This is a genomic window from Mesorhizobium sp. Root695 (assembly GCF_001428185.1).
Classification (GTDB): domain Bacteria; phylum Pseudomonadota; class Alphaproteobacteria; order Rhizobiales; family Rhizobiaceae; genus Mesorhizobium.
Genome location: NZ_LMHO01000012.1, coordinates 70100 through 88895, shown reverse-complemented (window position 1 = coordinate 88895; position 18796 = coordinate 70100). Strand labels below are relative to the sequence as shown.

At 63.8% G+C, this 18796-nt stretch carries 11 protein-coding genes; 4 read left to right on the top strand and 7 right to left on the bottom strand.

Translation table 11 applies throughout. The annotated features are described in order from the left end of the window. Positions 1-12 precede the first annotated feature (12 nt). Positions 13-2067 (bottom strand): bifunctional aldolase/short-chain dehydrogenase, encoded by a 2055-nt coding sequence (locus tag ASD99_RS13515; RefSeq protein ID WP_057143938.1) that lies wholly within the window; start codon positions 2065-2067, stop codon positions 13-15. Between the two features lie 91 nt (positions 2068-2158). Further along, a complete protein-coding gene (locus tag ASD99_RS13510; protein ID WP_056581392.1) occupies positions 2159-3124 on the bottom strand; it encodes a sugar-binding transcriptional regulator in 966 nt (321 codons plus the stop codon). Positions 3125-3321: 197 nt separating this feature from the next. Here ASD99_RS13510 and ASD99_RS13505 point away from each other — a divergent pair, with 197 nt between their 5' ends. From ASD99_RS13505 to ASD99_RS13490, 4 genes are all read left to right on the top strand, one after another. Beyond that, a complete protein-coding gene (locus ASD99_RS13505; protein WP_056581389.1) occupies positions 3322-4962 on the top strand; it encodes an acyl-CoA synthetase in 1641 nt (546 codons plus the stop codon). Between the two features lie 227 nt (positions 4963-5189). Further along, a complete protein-coding gene (locus ASD99_RS13500) occupies positions 5190-5795 on the top strand; it encodes a TetR family transcriptional regulator (protein WP_056581385.1) in 606 nt (201 codons plus the stop codon). Between the two features lie 49 nt (positions 5796-5844). Further along, positions 5845-6987 (top strand): efflux RND transporter periplasmic adaptor subunit, encoded by a 1143-nt coding sequence (locus tag ASD99_RS13495; protein WP_056581382.1) that lies wholly within the window; start codon positions 5845-5847, stop codon positions 6985-6987. A 232-nt stretch (positions 6988-7219) separates the two neighbouring features. Further along, entirely contained in the window at positions 7220-10360 is a 3141-nt protein-coding gene (locus ASD99_RS13490) for an efflux RND transporter permease subunit (protein WP_057143937.1), read from the top strand. A gap of 80 nt (positions 10361-10440) precedes the next feature. Here the strand turns inward: ASD99_RS13490 and ASD99_RS13485 are convergent, their stop codons facing one another. The 5 genes from ASD99_RS13485 to ASD99_RS13465 all read right to left on the bottom strand — a co-directional run bounded on the left by ASD99_RS13485 (position 10441) and on the right by ASD99_RS13465 (position 18782). Beyond that, positions 10441-12150 (bottom strand): APC family permease, encoded by a 1710-nt coding sequence (locus ASD99_RS13485; RefSeq protein ID WP_056581377.1) that lies wholly within the window; start codon positions 12148-12150, stop codon positions 10441-10443. Between the two features lie 256 nt (positions 12151-12406). Then, entirely contained in the window at positions 12407-14776 is a 2370-nt protein-coding gene (locus ASD99_RS13480; protein ID WP_057143936.1) for a DUF1989 domain-containing protein, read from the bottom strand. A 127-nt stretch (positions 14777-14903) separates the two neighbouring features. Beyond that, positions 14904-15533, bottom strand: coding sequence for a sarcosine oxidase subunit gamma (locus tag ASD99_RS13475; protein ID WP_057144108.1), 630 nt, complete (start codon positions 15531-15533; stop codon positions 14904-14906). Continuing rightward, complete coding sequence (locus ASD99_RS13470; protein WP_057143935.1) at positions 15526-18507, bottom strand: sarcosine oxidase subunit alpha; 2982 nt, start codon at positions 18505-18507, stop codon at positions 15526-15528. The genes ASD99_RS13475 and ASD99_RS13470 overlap by 8 nt, the downstream gene beginning before the upstream one ends. Continuing rightward, on the bottom strand, positions 18507-18782 hold the full coding sequence (locus tag ASD99_RS13465; protein ID WP_056581369.1) for a sarcosine oxidase subunit delta: 276 nt from the start codon (positions 18780-18782) through the stop codon (positions 18507-18509). The genes ASD99_RS13470 and ASD99_RS13465 overlap by 1 nt, the downstream gene beginning before the upstream one ends. Positions 18783-18796: the final 14 nt, after the last annotated feature.

Genomic DNA, 18796 nt, shown 5'->3' with positions numbered 1-18796 from the left:
GGCCGGTTCCGCCTACCGCAGCGCTGCCGCGATATTGCCGCCGTCGACCGTCGTCACATCGGCAGTGGTTCGGTCGGCCAGCGCGTGGTGCAGGAAGGCCTGCGCCACGTCCTGTGCCGTCACTTCCTGGCCGAGCAGATTGCCGGACATGTAGTCCTTCTCCGACACGCCGCGCGCACCCGAACGGCTGGCGATCATGGCGTCGGTCAGAAGCCCTGAGCGGATGCGGTCGGCGTTGACGGCGTTGGAGCGGATGCCATGCGCGCCATAGTCGAGCGCGTATTGCCTGGACAGGAACAGTGTCGCCGCTTTCGGCACGCCATAGGCGCCGAACTTCGGCCCTGGGTTGACCGCTTGTTTGGAGGTGTTGAACAACAGCACGCCGCCGGTGCCCTGTTCGAGCATGATGCGCACGGCGTTCTGCGCCACCGACTGGTGGGCGAAGAAATTGAGCTCGAAACTCTTGCGCAAAAGCGCGTCGTCGAGCTCGCCGATGCGGCCTTCCCAGGCCGCCCCTGCATTGGACACCAATATGTCGACACCACCGAACATGGCGACCGCCCTGTCGAAGGCGGCGCGCACCTGTGCCGGGTCGGTGATGTCTGCGGCGACGCCGATCGAATTGTTGCCGGCTTTCTTGGCGGCCTCTGCGGCCTTTTCGGCGTCGAGATCGACGACGACGGCATGGGCGCCATTGTCGGCGAACAGCTTTGCCGTCGCCGCGCCGATCGCGCCGGCGCCGCCGGTGATCAGCACCACCTGGCCGGTCAGCGGCTTCGGTTTGTTGGAGGCGAGCTTGGCCTGTTCCAGTGACCAGTATTCCAGCGGGAACAGGTCGGCCTTGGCGAGCGGATGGAACCGGCCGACCGCCTCGGCGCCACGCACCGCCTCGATCCACATCTCGCCGACATCCGACGCGATCTTCGCGTCCTTCAGCGTGCGGCCATGGCCGAACATGCCGAGGCCCGGCACCAGCGTCAGCCGCGGCATCTGGTCGAGCATGGTGCGCTTGACGTCGTCGAGCGCATCATTGGTTTCGAAATAGGCGCGGTAGTCTTTGGCGAAGGCGTCGACATGGCTCTTGATTACGGATTTGTAGTCGCCGGCCTTGTCCGCATCGGGCGCCGGCAGCGCCATCGGGCCGGTCTTGATGCGGATCGACAGATCGGGCGTCGACACGCCGCGTCCGGCATAATCGGCAATCTCGGATGAACTGATGAAATCGACGATTGCCGGCGAAGTGCGGAAATCGCTGATCATGCGATCGAAGCGGCCTTCGCCGCGCGCTACCGCCACCGCGCCGCGCAGCATCGGTGCAATGGACGCCGGTGTCGCGAGCTTTGCCGGCAAGGCTACCTTTGCAGCCTGAGGCTTGCCGTGAGTGGCGATGTAGTCCTCGGCGACATTCACATAGTGGATCATACGGTCATAGGCTTGTTTGGCATCGTCGCCGAAGGTGAAGATGCCATGCTTGTCGAGGATCAGCCCTTCGACGGTCGGGTCGGCATCAAAAATATCGGCGGCTGCCTTGGCGAGGTCGAAGCCGGGCATGATGTAGGGCACGTAACCCATCTTGCTGCCGAACACCGTCTTCACCAGCGGCTTCGAGTCTTCCTGGTCGACGATGGCCAGGATGGCGGTCGAGTGCGTGTGGTCGACGAATTTGTGCGGCAGGAAGGCATGCAGCAGCGTCTCGACCGAGGGGTTGGGGGAGGATGGATCGATGAGGTTGACACGTTGCAGCGCGACCATGTCCTCGTCGGCCAGTCTGTTCAGTGCGCGCGCCTTGAGCAGCGGCTTGAGCTTGACCGCTGGCAGGCCCTGCGGCTCGATGACGCCCATGTCCCAGCCGCTGCCCTTGACGCACAGCACGTCCCATTCGTCGCCGACGAGATCGGTCGCTGTCGTCTTGCAGGAGGTGTTGCCGCCGCCATGCAGGACCAGCCTTGGTTCGCCGCCCAGTAGCCGGGTCGTGTAGACGCGCAACGCCAGGTCGCGGCCGACACCCTTTTTCGCATAGTCGGCAACGAGCTTTTCGGCGGCATCGTCATTCCACAGGTTCTTCATGTTCGCTTCGTCCGGTTGCTGTCTTTGATGGTGAAACAGGAATGCCGCGACGCTTTGATGACAATGCGCCGGCGGCGGAGAGGAGGATATTCTAGGAGGCCTTTTCTGTCGTGGCAGCCGCATGGTCCAGGAGCCGCTGCGCCATGCGCGCGCCGACGACCAGATGCGTGCAAAGGCCGCCGGCGATCGCCGCCAGCAGCGGCTCGAACTTGCTGTCCTCCTGCACGACCATCAGCCGCCTGGCGATGGCGCGCAGCGAAGCCAGCTCGGCGGAGATCACCCGGCGGTTGTAGCTGCAGTCGAGCACCTTGCCCTCGGCATCGATGATCTGCCCGGCGATGACGCCGGCAGCGCCTTGCCGGCGCAGTTCCGCCATTTCATCTGGCGTCAACGCGCCGCATTTGACCAGATGGCTGTCGGCGTCGACCGCGCCGACAGAGTACAGCGCCAGATCGCATTCACCGACACCTGACAACTGCTCGCGGATCACCGGCTCGGCACGCAGCGCGCGCGCCAGCTCTTCCGTCGACAGCACCAGCGGCGCGTAGAAGTTAAGCCCCTTGGCGTTCAGCCGTCGCGCGATTTCCATTGTGCATTGGTCGGGCCGGTAGGAATAGGGCGCGCCGAGATTGCCGCAGAGCTGCACCACAGTGACATCCTGCAGGTCGGCATAGGACATGATGTCGGCGATCATGTAGACGGTGCGGCCCCAGGCGACGCCGATGCGGTCGCCCTTCTTGACCAGCTCGAGGAACACGCTTGCCGCCAGCACGGCGATTTCCGTCGACGGGTCGGCGATATGGTCATTTTCCGGCGCGATCCAGACGGCGTCGAGGCCCAACGCATCCTCGAGCTTGCGCGCCAGCACATCGTCGGTGAAAAGCTGGGTCGAGGTCGAGATGTTGACGATGCCGGTCTCGCGCGCCTTGCGCAGATACATGGCGACCGAGGCACGGGAAATGTTAAGCTGGCTCGCCACCTGGTCCTGCCGCAGGCCATGGGCATAATAGAGCCAGGCGGCCTTGTGGATGAGTTGTTCTGCCGGTCGGATCGCCATGCCGTCTCCTCGGCTGACATTATTCACGGCCTTCGACAAAAGTCAAATTGAACAAAAAATCCAAAAACCTCGCTCGTGTCTTGACGGGGATCAAGGCGAAGCTGGGTGCAGTGCCTGACAGGCTTCGCTACAAGAATGGTGACGTGGGCTGGAGCCTGTGATTAGAAGTCTCCAGCCAGGAAGCAAGGGGAGGCGGGATGGGCAATCCTTACGAACAGGATCTCGACAAGAACGCGGCCAACCACCAGCCGTTGACGCCGCTCACCTATCTGGAGCGCGCGGCCAAGACCTATCCCGACCATATCGCCATCGTTCATGGCCGCCAGCGCATCGACTATCGCAATTTCTGGCAGCGGTCGCTGAAGCTTGCCTCGGCGCTTCAGAAGCGCGGCATCGGCAAGGGTGATACCGTCACCGTCATGCTGTCCAACACGCCGCCGATGCTGGAGGCGCATTTCGGCGTGCCGATGACCAAGGCGGTGCTGCATTCGCTCAACACCCGCCTTGATGCGGCGGTCATCGCCTTCCAGCTCGACCATGCCGAGACCAAGGTGCTGATCGTCGACCGCGAGTTCTCCAGCGTCGTCAAGCAGGCCCTGGAACTGGCCAAGGTCAAGCCGCTGGTCATCGACTATGATGATCCCGAATACGCGGCCGACACACCCTATCCGAAGGGTGAGCGCATCGGCTCGCTCGATTATGAGGACTTCGTCGCTGGCGGCGACGAGGATTTCGCCTGGGCGATGCCCGACGACGAATGGGATGCTATCTCGCTCAATTACACTTCCGGAACAACGGGCAATCCGAAGGGCGTCGTCTACCACCATCGCGGTGCGGCCCTGATGGCCTACACCAACACCATCCATGCCGGCATGGCCAAGCATGCGGTCTATCTGTGGACGTTGCCGATGTTCCACTGCAACGGCTGGTGTTTTCCCTGGACGCTCGCCGTCCAGGCCGGCACCCATGTCTGCCTGCGCTGGGTGCGGCCGAAGCCGATCTACGATGCGATTGCCGATCACGGCGTCACCCATCTGTGCGGCGCGCCGGTGGTCATGTCGGTGCTGATCAATGCCAGGGACGAGGACAAGCGGGAATTCCCGCAGATGGTCACTTTCAACACGGCCGCAGCACCCCCGCCGGAAGCGGTGCTGTCGGGGATGGCCGATGCCGGCTTCGCCGTCACCCATCTCTACGGCCTGACCGAGACCTATGGTCCGGCGGTCGTCAACGAATGGCATGGCGCGTGGGACGATCTCGAAAAGAGCGAGCGCAGCGCCAAGAAGGCGCGGCAGGGCGTGCGCTATGCGGCGCTCGAAGGCCTGACCGTGATGGATCCCGAGACGATGCGGACGACACCGGCCGACGGCGAGACCATTGGCGAGGTCATGTTCCGCGGCAACATCGTCATGAAAGGCTATTTGAAGAACCGTAAGGCGAGCGACGAGGCCTTTGCCGGCGGCTGGTTCCATTCCGGCGATCTCGGCGTCATGCACGCCGACGGTTATATCCAGCTCAAGGACCGCTCCAAGGATATCATCATCTCGGGCGGCGAGAACATCTCCTCGATCGAGGTCGAGGACGCGCTCTACAAGCACCCGTCCGTTGCCTCTTGCGGTGTCGTCGCCAGGCCTGACGACAAATGGGGCGAGGTGCCTGTCGCCTATGTCGAACTGAAGCCCGGCAAGGCGGCGACCGAGGCCGAGATCATCGAGCACTGCCGCGCGCTGCTCGCCCGCTTCAAGGTCCCGAAGGCGGTGATCTTCGCCGAAATCCCAAAGACCTCGACCGGCAAGATTCAGAAGTTCCGGCTGCGCGAGATGGCCAAGGTCGCCTGAGACCTCGTCGCTGCTCTCCTCTAGTTACGACTTTCGCGGTTAGGCAAAGCCTCCGCGACCTCGTCATCAACTCTGAGGAATCGAAGCGTGTGGCGGCCGACAGCAGGCCCTCTGTCACCATCTGTCACCAATCGTACGCGTACACAGAATCCGCGTTGACAGGTCGCCCATTTCGATTTACGAGTGACGAACGTTGAAATTCGTCACTCGTAAATTGACAGAGGATCATGTCCGAAGCCGCTACCATAGTCGCCGACGCCGCCCGACAGGAAAATGTGACGCGCATTCTCGACTGCGCCGAGCGCCTGTTCCGGCACTATGGCTACGGCAAGACCAATGTCGCCGACATTGCCCGTGAACTCGGCATGTCGCCGGCCAACATCTATCGCTTCTTCGCCTCCAAGGTGGAAATCCACCAGGCCGTCTGCGGCCGGATGCTCGGCGCCAGCTACAAGATGGCCTACGAGATCATGCACCTGCCGGTGAGCGCCGAGGAGCGCCTTAGGCGCTACGTGCATGCGCAATACAAGATGACGATGGAGGTCATGCTTGACGACAAGAAGGTCCACGAGATGGTCATCGTCGCCCTCGAACGCGACTGGGGCGTGATCGACAAGCATGTCGACAGCATTCACGACCTGTTTGCGGAAGTGATTCGCGACGGTATCGAGGCCGGAGAGTTCAGGCAACAGGACCCGGTGACCGCGTCGCGCTGCTTCGGCGCCGCCACAGTCATCCTGTGCCATCCGCAGATGGTGGCACAGTGCCTTGCCAAGACCAACCGGGCGATGCCCGACGACCTGATCGACTATGCGATCAAAGCTCTGAAGTAATAGCCGCCCAACGCCGGTCGACCATTTATCTCCAGTCGGGAGTACCAATATGTCTTTGTCCAGCTCCATTCTCCGCAAGCTGCCGGTTGCCGGCCTGATCGTCGCGGCGCTCGGGCTTGCCGGCTGCAGCCAAGAGAAAGCTGAAGTCAAGGATATCATCCGCCCGGTCAAGGTCGTCGAGATCGCGAAGGCGCATGACACCCGCACGCTCTCCTATTCCGGCTCGGTGCGGGCCCGCACCGAAAGCGCCCTGGCTTTCCGCGTCAACGGCAAGATCACCGAGCGTCTCGTCGATATCGGCCAGCATGTGGCCGCCGGCGATGTGCTCGCCCGCATCGACCCCATCGACTACGACCTGTCGGTCAAGAGTGCGCAGGCATCGCTTGATGCCGCGGATCGGCAGGTCGAGACATCAGAGCTTGCCCGCAAGCGCGCCGAGCAGCTGTTTGACAAGAAGTTCGCGCCGAAATCGCAGCTCGAGCAGGCGACCCTGAGCTACGACCAGGCCGTCGCCACTCGCGATTCCGCTCGCTCGACGCTTGCCCAGGCCAGGAACCAGGTCGGCTATACCGATCTCAAGGCCGACAGGGATGGCATCGTCACCGCGGTCAGCGCCGATGTCGGCCAGGTGGTCGGCTCCGGCGCGCCGGTGGTCACTGTTGCGGTCGACGGTGAAAAGGAAGTGCTGATCGCCGTGCCGGAGATGGAGATAGCCGAATTCAAGCCGGGCAAAATCGTCAAGGCGGGCTTCTGGTCCGACGACGCGCTGGCGCTCGACGGCAAGGTCCGCGAAGTCGCCGGTAGCGCCGATCCGCAATCGCGCACCTTCGCCGTCCGCGTCAGCCTGCCTAACGATCCGCGTGTGCTTCTCGGTATGACCGCCAGCATCGAAGCCTCGGCGGCCAATGAGCGGCAACTCGTCTCGATCCCACTGAGCGCACTGGCCGAGCAAGGCAAGCAGTCGATCGTCTGGACCGTCGATCGCGGCGCCGACACCGTTCACGCCCGTCCGGTCAAGGTCGCCGCGTTCGCCGCCGATGGCGTGCGTGTTGCCGAGGGACTGAAACCCGGCGATGTCGTGGTCGCTGCCGGCACACAGTTCATGACCGAGAACCTCAAGGTGAAACTCGCCGGGGATGCGGCGCTGCAGTCCGCATCTGCGGCAGACGGCGACGCCAAGCAGGTGCGCTGACGACAGACAACCGGCTGCGCGTTCCCGCAGCCGCTGGTTTCCGGGCGGCAATCGCTCGAACCGAGGCGCTCGATTGATGTAACCCCCACATCGATTTTCGCGTCCCACCGCGATGAGCGTTTCTCCGCTCGGAGAGCCTTGCCGCCCGGAAGCCACTACCGAACCTGGATTTTGCTCCGCGCCAGGACTTCGCATCGGCGCGCTGACGATCAAACGAAGTGGACGATCACCGATGACCAATTCCACGGAAGAGAAGCGGCCCTTCAACCTGTCGCGCTGGGCAATCGGCCATCCGTCCATTGCGCGGTTCCTGTTCGGCCTGATCATCATTTCCGGCGCGCTCGGCCTGATGCGCATGGGCCAGAAGGAAGATCCCGATTTCACCTTCCGGGTCATGGTCGTCCAGGCGATCTGGCCGGGCTCCTCGATCAAGGAGATGGAAGACCAGGTCGTCAACAAGATCGAGCGCAAGCTGCAGGAGACGCCGCATCTCGACTTCGTGCGCTCCTTCACCCGCGCCGGAAGCGCCATCATCACAGTGCAGATCAAGGGCGATACCAGCGCCGCCGAGGTGACGGACGCGTTCTACCAGGTGCGCAAGAAGGTCGGCGATATATCAGGCGATCTGCCGCAAGGCCTGCTCGGCCCGTATTTCAACGATGAGTTCGGCGACACCTTCATCACCTTGCATTCGATCAGCGGTGACGGCTTCAGCTATCCCGAGCTGAAGAAGTTCGCCATCCAGGCACGCGACATGCTTTTGACGACGCCCGGCGTCGAGAAGGCGGTCATCATCGGCGACCAGCCGGAGAAGCTCTATATCGACGTCTCGTCCAAGGCGCTGGCCGAACGCGGTCTGACGCTGACCGATCTGCAGAACGCGATCAAGGGACAGAACAATGTCGACCCGGCCGGTTCCGTCGACACCGGCACCAATTCGGTGCGCATTTCCGTCGAAGGCGATGTCAGCAAGGTTGAGGACATCAGGAACCTGCGCCTGCGCGCCGGCGGCCAGGTCACAAGGCTTGGCGACATCGCCACGGTGACCTCGGGGCTGGAAGATCCGTTCCAGCGCAAATACCGCTTCAACGGCCATGACAGCGTGCAGCTCGGCGTCGTCATGGCCAAGGGCTTCAAGGTCACCGATGTCGGCAAGGATGTCGAGGCGACCTACAAGCGCTTCGAGGAGGCGCTGCCTTACGGCGTTTCGGTCGACCAGATTTCCGACCAGCCGGGCGTCGTAACGGATGCGGTGGCCGAATTCATGCATGCGCTTGGCGAAGCGCTCCTGATCGTGCTGGTCGTTTCCTTCCTGTCAATCGGCTGGCGCTCGGGCCTGGTCATCGCCATCGCGATTCCGCTGGTGCTCGCCGCCACCTTCGCCATCATGTACGAGCTCGGCATCGACCTTCAGCGCATCTCGCTCGGCGCGCTGATCATCGCGCTCGGCCTGCTCGTCGACGATGCGATGATCGTCGTCGAGATGATGGAGCGCAAGCTGGAGGAGGGGCTGGTCAAGGTCGAGGCGGCGAGCTTCGCCTATTCTTCGACCGCCTTCCCGATGCTGACCGGCACGCTGATCACCACCGCCGGCTTCATCCCGGTCGGCTTCGCGGCCTCGACGGCCGGCGAATATGTCCGCACGCTGTTCTATGTCGTCGGCATCGCGCTGACCGTGTCGTGGTTCGTCGCGGTCTATTTCACGCCGTGGCTCGGCAACATGATCCTCAAGCAGCGCAAGCATGCCGGCAACCATCATGATGTCTTCGACACCCGTTTCTACCGCCGGCTGCGTGCCACGGTGGGCTGGGCGGTGCGCCATCGCATCATCGTCCTGGTGATGACGTTGGTGACCTTTGGTACCAGCCTGTGGGCCTTCCAGTTCATCCCGCAGAACTTCTTCCCACAATCGTCGCGGCCGGAAATCCTCGTCGACCTCTGGCTGCCGGAAGGCACCAGCATCAAGGAAGTCGAGGCGCAGGCCAAGGCGCTTGAAACCAAGATGATGGACGACAAGGACAAGCGTTTCATCGCCACCTATATCGGCGAAGGCGCGCCGCGCTTCTTCCTGCCGCTCGACCAGCAGCTCAGCAATCCCAACTTCGCCCAGATGCTGGTGATGGCCAATGATGAGCCGGCGCGTGAACGGCTGATCGTCAAGCTGCGCACTGTTCTGGCCGAGGACTTTCCGTCCGTCCGCGCCAAGGTCGATCGCCTGTTCCTGGGTCCGCCGACCGGCTGGCCGGTGCAGATGCGCGTCATGGGGCCGGATCGCCAGGAGGTGCGCCGCATCGCCGACCAGGTGAAGGCGAAGTTCCGTGAGGATCCGCTGCTTGGCGCCGTGCATGACGATTGGCTCGAACCCGTGCCGGCGATGAAGCTGGTCATCGACCAGGATCGTGCCCGCGCACTCGGCGTCACCTCGCAGCGCATCCGCCAGATGTTGCAGGCGACGATGTCGGGCGCGCCGCTCGACGACTTCCGGGACGGCGAGGAGACGGTTTCCATCGTCGCCCGCGAGCCGGATGCCAGCCGCAGCCTGCTGTCCTCGGTCGACTCCGTCTACATCCCGACCGACTTCGGCGGCTTCGTGCCGCTGTCGCAGGTGGCCAAGGTTGTCCCGGTGCTGGAGCAAGGCATCGAGTGGCGCCGCGACCGCCTGCCGACCATCAGTGTGCGGGCAACGCTGCCCGACGGTATTCAGTCCAATGACGTCGTCACCAAGCTGTACAAGGACATGCAAGGCCTGCGCGACGGCCTGGCGCCCGGCTACAAGATCGAGATCCAGGGCGGTGCCGAGGATTCGGCGGAAAGCCAGGCCTCGATCGCTGCCAAGGCGCCGATCATGCTGGCCGTCATCGTCGTGCTCCTGATGATCCAGCTGCAGCATTTCGGCAAGGCGATGCTGGTGCTGGCAACCGGTCCGCTCGGCATCATCGGCGCTGCCGCGGCACTCTTGATCAGTGGCGCTCCGTTCGGCTTCGTCGCCATCCTCGGCGTCATCGCGCTGCTCGGCATCATCATGCGCAATTCGATCATCCTGGTCGACCAGATCGACCAGGATATCGCCGCGGGCATGGATCGTTACGAGGCGATCATAGGTTCGGCCGTGCGCCGTTTCCGGCCGATCACGCTGACGGCGCTGACGGCGGTGCTGGCGCTGATCCCGATCTCGCGCGGCGTCTTCTGGGGGCCGCTCGCCTACGCCATGATGGGTGGCATTCTGGTTGCGACCGTGCTGACCATCCTGGTGCTGCCGGCAGGCTACGCCCTGTTCTTTGGCCGGGAGCCCAAGAAAGTCGTCGAGAAGGAAGGCGATTTGGCTTCCAGCGAAGAAGCCGAAAGGCCCCAACTGGCTCTGGCGGCTGAATGAGATATCGGCCGGTCGAGTTTCGACCGGCCGATTTTCCTTCCTGTTACGGGTTCCCGTGCGGCCGACCTTTCACGAAGACGTCAGATGACGAAGAACCAGTTGGCGAGCAGCATCACCACCACGCCGGCGACCAGCGTCAGATAGGGCAGCATGCCCGCCTTTTTGACCGAGAGGTCGGCCCCCGCCATGCCCAGGTCGGCCAGCATATGGTCGGGGAATTTCCCCTTGTCCTGGATGTAGTGGCGGAAGCAGAACACCGGAATGATCAAGGCTGCGGTGATCAGCCCGGCCCACAGCGCCATTGGGTTCCACACCTTGGCGCCCGCGCCCATGAAGATGGCGTTGACATAGGCAAAGATAGCCCCGACCCCGAGCAGCCAGCTCGGCGCCTTCCAAGGCCGCACGATATGGCCGTTGTCGATGCGGTGGATCCAGCCGGCGTTGAGGTTGAGGAAGTTGAAGATGATGTAGCCGCAGTTCGATACGGCGAGGATGAAGAAGAAGCTCGTCGCGTCGGCCGAGGCGATCGCCAGCACGATCAGGTTGAAGCAAAGATCGGTCCACATCGCCCGCGTCGGTGCGCCATGCTCGTTGACATGGCTGAGATAGCGCGGCAGCCAGCCGTCGACCGAGCCCTGGTAGAGCGTGCGCGAAGAGCCTGCCATGGCGGTCATGATGCACAGCACCAGCGCCAGGATCATTAGCATGACCAGGAGGCTGTGGATCAGCGCACCGCCGCCGACCATGCCGGCCAGCGCATCCGCCACGCCCGAGCCGTCGACGATCGGCGTCGCCAGCATGCCATTCAGGCCGAGCACGCCCTGGAAGGTGAAGGGCACTAGGATGAACAGCAGCATGCACAGCAGGCCGGAATAGAAGATGGCCTTGAACGTGTCGGTACCCGGGTTCTTGAACTCCGAGGTGTAGCAGACGGCGGTCTCGAAACCGTAGGTCGACCAGGCGGCGATGAACATGCCGCCAAGCACCAGTGTCCAGCCGGCGATGTTCCAGGCGCCGGGCTCGGGTGCATAGGCGGCCGCCAGCGGCACCAACGGCGAGAAATTCGCCCAGTCGATTTGGCCGGTGATAATCGGCACCACGCCGACGATCAGCATCGGGATGATGACCAGCAGGCCGATATATTTCTGCACATTGGCCGTGCCGAGGATGCCGCGATGCTGGATGGCGAAGATGATCAGCATCAGCACGGCGCCGATGCAGAAGGTCGCGTTGAACGTGAACGAGACCGGTCCCAGCGTGTGACTGTAAAGCGTCCAGTTGCGGATCGCCGGCGTTGCCGCGGCGGTCACCGCCGTGATGGCGTCGGCGGCACTGGTTCCGGCATGCGCGGCGATATAGGCGACGACATCCGGTGAGGCATCGGTGAACAGCGGCACCGGCGCCAATGCGTTGAGGATATAGGCGGCGGCGATCGAGCAGCCGAGCGACAGCACCGGCGACCAGGCGAACCAGTTGCACCATACCGACAGCGGCGCGATGAACTTGGAGTAGCGCAGCCAGGCGGTGGCGCCGTAGATCGAGGCGCCGCCCGACTTGTTCGGAAACAGGCCGGCGATTTCGGCATACGTGAAGGATTGCAGGAAGCCCATGATCATGGAGGCGATCCAGATCCCGAAGGCCAGCGTGCCGGTCGTGCCGGCAATGCCGCCGATCGAAAACAGGACGAGGGCAGGGACGCCGCTTGCCACCCAGAAGGCGCCGCGCCAGTCGATATTCCGGTGCAGCTTGCTTTCCGCCGGCTGCTCCAGTGCAGTCGCAATTGTGCTCATGTGTCTTTGTTCCCCATTTTGATGTTCCCCCGTTCGTGACGGCCGCGACTTCGCGAGGCTTCATCATCGACGCATGCTTTGCGCGGCTGCCGGTGTTTCCACTCAGTCGCATTTTTTTCTTAACAGTGAAGATTGATCCGGCGCGCTTTCAGGTCAAGCGTTTTGTGAAGCCGTGCACATCACGCTTGTGAGCACGCAGGCTCACACACTCGGCGACGTCATCGACCGACCGGTCTGTTCGTCGCGAAAGTGGCCGTCAGGAGCGCGGTTTGGTCTTCTGCGGATCGTAATGCGCAAAGGCGACGACGCGCGCCGGCAGTCGCTTGGCATGGCCGTCGAACTTGCCGATCTCGACCTCGGTGCCAATGGCCGAATGGGTGACGTCGAGTCTGGCCAGCGCGATGTTCTTGTTCAGCACTGGCGAGCGCGTGCTCGAGGTGACCACGCCGATCTGGGCGCGGCCGACATGCACGCAGTCGCCATGGCCGACAGCGACATTGGCGTCGATATCGAGGCCGACCAGCCTTGTCTGCGGGTGCTCCTTGCGGCGGATCAGCGCTTCGCGGCCGATGAAATCGTCGGTCTTGCTCTTTAGCGGCACGGTGAAGCCGATGCCGGCCTCGAACGGGTCGGTCTGGTCGGAGAATTCGTAACCGGCGAAGATCAGCCCGGCCTCGATGCGCACCATGTCGAGAGCCTGCAGCCCCATCGCCTTCAGCCCGTGCGGCTGGCCGGCCTCCCAGATGGCGTCGAACACTTTTTCGGCGTCGCGCGGATGGCACCAGATCTCGTAGCCGAGTTCGCCGGTATAGCCGGTGCGCGAGACGACGACCGGAATGCCGTTGCCGCCACCGATGCGGGCGACGGCGAAACGGAACCATTCGAGTTCATCGATCGATGGCTGCAGCGGCGAGGTCCAGATCACTTCCCTGAGGATGTCGCGGCTCTTCGGTCCCTGCACGGCGACATTGTGCATCTGGTCGGTGGAGGAACGCACGAGTACGTTGAGGCCGAGTTTCGTCGCCGTCTCGCGCAGCCATTCGCCGGACAGATCGTCGCCGCCGACCCAGCGGAAATTGTCCTTGCCGAGGCGCAGCAGCGTGCCGTCGTCGATCATGCCGCCATGCTCGTAGCACATGGCCGAATAGACGACCTGGCCGACGCCAAGCTTCTTGACGTCGCGGGTCAGCGTGTATTGCAGCAGCGCCTCGGAATCCGGGCCAGTGACTTCGAACTTGCGCAGTGGCGACAGGTCCATGATGACCGCGTCCTGCCGGCAGGCCCAGTATTCGGCGATCGGTCCGTCCTTGGCGAAGGAATTGGCCAGCCAATAGCCCCTGTACTCGACGAAGTTGCGGGTGTGCTTGGCAAAGCTCGAATGAAAAGCTGTCTCGCGGGTCATTTTCGGTTCCGAATCGGGCGTCATGCGTCTGGCGATCGCTCGCGAGAATTTGTGCTGGCCGGAATAGGTCCGCACATGGATGTCGGACGGGTTCCAGCCATTGGCCGGCGTCGTGTCGTCGGGGCAGGCGGAGGATACGCAGACGATGTCGGTGAGTGCGCGCAACAGCACATAGTCGCCCGGCCGCGACCATGGCTCGTCGGACACCATGACGCCATGCGCGTCGATCGCGGTGTTGAAGAAGAAGTTGATCGCCATCCAGCCGGCGCGGGGCGTGACGCCCTTGTCGGCCAGCGCACGGTTGAAATTCTCCGAGCAGTTGGTGTGGCCGGGGTAACCTATATCGTCGTAATATTTGGCAGCGCAAGCGAGCGCGAAGGCATCATGGCGGCCGCATGTGTCCTGTACCACCTCGACGAGCGGCTCCATGTCCTGGTCGTAATATTTCGAATGCAGGCCGGGCATCGGGTAGCTCGCACCCATCAGCGTGCGCGTCGTCGTCACGTCGAGCGGATGGTCGCGGCCCTTGTCCAGCTTGCGCGCCGAAAAGCACTGGAAGTCGGTGCACTGGCGCCCGTCGACGTCGATGATTTGCAGATAATCGCCGGCTTTGACGAAATAGGATTCCGCGGTCGCCGAATGGACGCGCAAATCGAGCACCGGCTCGGCGAGCGGATCGGCCAACTGCGATCTCACCGCCGGACGGATCGTGGCGCGGCGGACTATGGCGGTGAGGGGCGTCGCCGTGTCGTGGCCATCGACCAGCATCGGTCCGCCGGGGGCGGCGATGACCATCGAGCCGTCGCGTACGACCGCGAAAGACTGTTCGGTGCCGGCCGGTGTGGCGCCGCCGAACACGCGCACCGCCTTGGCCTGATCGAGCTGCACCTGCCGGCGCGCGAGCCCGCCCCGCAGGGATGCGAGACTGTCGTCGCCCTCGACTAACAGCGCCTTGATGCCGGCGGCGTTGCTGTTCGATGTTTCCCCAAAAATGCCAGGGTCGGTCGCGCCGGTCCTGTCCCAGGCCAGAAGTTCGCAGGCCTGGCCACCCTCGACATTGCGCACGGTGATCGTATCGCCGGCTTCGATCTCGACGAGCACCGCGCCGTTGCCCTGGATCGTATAACGCTCCATGCCGGGCGGCAGCGCGATCTGGCCGGGCCTCAGGATGAGGCTCGGCCGGGGCGGTCCGGCTGCAATTGCGGGGTAGGGCGACTGGCTCATCTCAGCCTTGCGGTTCGAGAAACAAGTTTGCCTGTGTGTGAAATTACTTTAGCAGCAAGAATAGCAGTGCGATCGCGTTTGGCAAGGCGGAGGTGCCGTGCAGCGCGTTGCCGGCATTGGCAAAATTCTACGCCAGTTCCTCAGAGTGGCTGATAGCAACTCCATATTCCGCAGCCGAGTCGAGCAGAGTATGCCAAAGGCTCTCGGCAAACGTCGCAAACACCAGAAGATTGAACACCGCCAGGCCATCCGGCCGATCATTCCCGCGCCAGAGCGTGACGCTGGTGTGATCCATCGACGTTGCGGCGGCAGCGCCGATCAGGAATGCTCCCACGTGCAGGTCGATCGACGACAGCTTGGCGAGCATCGCCCGCGCCTTGACTCCGGAAATGCTAATCAGAACGCGTGCGTGCGACTGGTCCGACAGCGAAGCGGGACCGGACAATGCCGGCACAAGCGTTTGCAACGTGTGCTTGCCACCCGCCGACAGGACAAAAAACTGATCCGGTCCAGACCAGATCAGCGTGGCGTCCTTGCCTTGGACCGCCTTGGGTGCATCAGGAGCAGTAACGCCGAAACGGGCCTTGGCCGCCTTTGCCAGTTCGGCCCCTTTGCCGCGCCGCGCCATCACCTGGATCAGGTCGAAATTGCGGATCTCGGTCAGCGAGACGCCGGCCTCGACACCGCGCGTGCCATGTGCGCCGGTGACAAGCGCATGCTCGAGTGGACTGCGGGGAGCCCAGGAGAAATCAACCACGCTGGCGCCCTCCATCCGGATCGTAGAAGACGGGATTGCAGAGTTCGACGTCATAGTCTTCGCCGCGCAACGGGTCGTGCGCATGGACGATCTCGCCGATGCGCTCGCGGCCACGTTCGACAAGCGCGAGCCCGATCCACCGGTCTGATGTCGGCGAGAAGCAGACCGAGGTGACGTAACCCTGGTCATTGCCCGGGCCGGGCGTCTGCCCCTTCGGGATGATGTGCGCTCCGGAGCGCAGCCTGCGTGCCTTGTCCGCCGGCTTGATGCCAACCACGACCTGCCGGTCCGGCGCGATCAGCGCTTCGCGTCCGGCCATGACGCGGCCGATATAGTCTTTCTTGGTCGACATCATCTTGCCCAAGCCAAGATCGGCCGCCGTCGTCGTCCCGCTCAGTTCCGGTCCGGCGATGTGGCCCTTTTCGACGCGCATGACGCCGAGCGCTTCGGTGCCGTAAGGCGTCACGCCGAACGGCGCGCCTGCCAGCATCAGATTGCGCACCAACGCGTCGCCGTAGCGCGCCGGCACCGAAATCTCGAAGGCCATCTCGCCGGAGAACGAGATGCGGAACAGCCGTGCCTTGAGGCCGCCGCGCAAAGTCACTTCGCGTGCGCCCATGAACGGAAAGCCTTCGTTCGACAGGTCTTCGGCCGGATCGACGATCTCCTTCAGCAGGTCACGGGTCTTGGGTCCGGCAATCGAGAATTGCGCCCACTGGTCGGAGACCGAGGTCAGCTGCACGTTGAGTTCGGGAAACAGCACCTGCCGGCAGAATTCGAGATGCTGCATCACCAACCCGGCCTTGGCCGTGGTGGTGGTCAGGAAATAATGATCTTCGGCCAGCCGCGACGTCGTGCCATCGTCGTAGACGATGCCGTCCTCGCGCAGCATCAGCCCGTAGCGCGCCTTGCCGACGGCGAGGCTGGAGAAGGTGTTGATGTAGACGCGATCGAGGAAGGCGCCGGCATCCGGGCCGTGCACGTCGATCTTGCCGAGCGTCGAGACATCGCAGAAGCCGACGCCGCCGCGCACCGCCTTGACCTCGCGGGTCACCGATTCCAGCCAGTCCTTCTCGCCGGCGCGCGGATACCATTGTGCCCGCTTCCACAGGCCGGTGTCGACGAAGATCGCGCCCTGTTCCACGGCCCAGTGGTGCGACGGCGTCAGCCGCGTCGCATGAAAAGTCTCGTCGCGATGATGGCCGGCGAAGGCGCCGATGGCGACGGGCACGTAAGGAGGCCGGTAGATCGTCGTGCCGGTCTCGGGGATCGACCGGCCGCTGACAGCCGCCATGATGGCGAGGCCGGCGACATTCGAGGTCTTGCCCTGGTCGGTGGCCATGCCGAGCGTCGTGTAGCGCTTCAGATGCTCGACCGATTCAAAGCCTTCGCGTTGCGCCAGTTCGATGTCGGAAGCGGTCACGTCATGTTGGTAGTCGACAAAGGCCTTGCCCTTGCCGGCGACATGCCAGAGCGGCGTCAGCGAAAAGGCCTCGTCATCGGCGACAGGCGCGGCGCCCGGCGTACCATTGTGCCCCGCGTCACGCGCCGCTGCCGCGCCGGCTGCAAACCCCTGGCTCAGGCAGGCGCCTAGGCCGAAGTCGCCATTGGCGGCGCCCGCGGCAACCATGCCTGGAGGCGCGCCATCCGGCACGAAAGCGGCGATGTCGTCGCGCCATTTCGGCCGGCCGCGATGATAGGAGGTCAACCCGACCGCCGGGTTCCAGCCGCCGGAAACGGCGAGGCCGTCGGCTTCGACTTCGGCGCGCGCGCCGCCGGTGAGCGACACCGCGATTTTCCTGACGCCGTCCTTGCCGCCATCGACACCGCTGACGGCGCCATGCAGCACCGGGAAGCCGCCCTTGGACGCCAGTGAACGATGCGCCGGCGATACGTCAGCCCGCGCGTCGATGACCGCGGCAAACTGCAATCCCGCCCCGAGCGCCGTCTCGACCGTGCGCCAGCCATCTTCATTGTTGGTGAACAGCGCGAGACGCTTTGCCGGTGTCGCCGCATAGCGCGCGACATAGGTCCGCATTGCCGAAGCCATCATCACGCCGGGCGTGTCGTTGCCGGCAAAGACGATAGGCCGCTCGAAGGCGCCGGCCGCAACGACGCAGCGCTTCGCCACGATCCGCCACAGGCGCTGGCGCACCTGGTGCTCAGGTGGGGAGGGCAAATGGTCGTTGACCCGCTCGATCGCGCCATAGGTGCCGCCATCGTAGACGCCGAACAATGTCGTGCGGGTCATGATGCGCACGTCGGGCATTGCCGCGAGCTCAGCCAGCGTTCGCGGCAGCCATTCGGCTGCCGGAACACCATCGATCGTGCCACCGTCCGACAGCAGGCGGCCGCCGGGGACAAAATCCTCTTCGCACAGGATGACGCGGGCGCCAGAGCGGCCGGCTGCCAATGCCGCGGCCAGACCGGCCGGGCCTGAACCGGCGATCAGCACGTCGCAATGCGCCCATGCCTTGTCGTAGTGATCGGGATCGGCAACGCCGGCGGCGCGGCCAAGGCCGGCGGCGCGGCGGATCGCCGGCTCGTAGATCGCTTCCCAGAATTTCGCCGGCCACATGAAGGTCTTGTAGTAGAAGCCGGCGACGAAGATCGGCGCGAACAGCTGGTTGACCGACATCACGTCGTGGCGCAGCGACGGCCAGCGGTTCTGGCTGGCGGCCTCAAGCCCCTCATAGAGTTCGGCCGTGGTCGCCTTGGTGTTCGGCTCACGCCTTGCGCCCGTGCGCAGCTCGACCAGCGCGTTGGGTTCTTCCGAACCTGATGTCAGGATGCCGCGCGGACGATGGTATTTGAACGAGCGGCCGACCAGCTTGACGCCGTTGGCTATCAGCGCCGAGGCGAGCGTGTCACCCTGGAGGCCGGAGAAAGCCTTGCCGTCGAAACGGAAGTTCAACGGCGCCGAGCGGTCGATGAGACCGCCATTGCCGAGCCGGTGTGTCTGCGCGCCGGCCATCACGCACCGACCTTCGCAGCACCAGCACCGGCCGCCGGCTCGACCGAAGAAATCTCGTGCGTTAGCGTGTTGCGGGTGACCTTCAGCCAGGCCCGGCAGCCGCCGCCATGGTACCAGTATTCGTTGGTCTCGCCGGCGACATTGTCGCGCAGATAGACATAGTCGAAGACCTCGTCTTCCGAGGCGCCGGCTTCGGGCCGCACCGGCTTGGCGTCGCCGAGATAGGTGAACTCGCCGAGTTCGCGTTCGCCGCAGAAGGGACAGACAATGCGCATGCTGTTCTAGACCG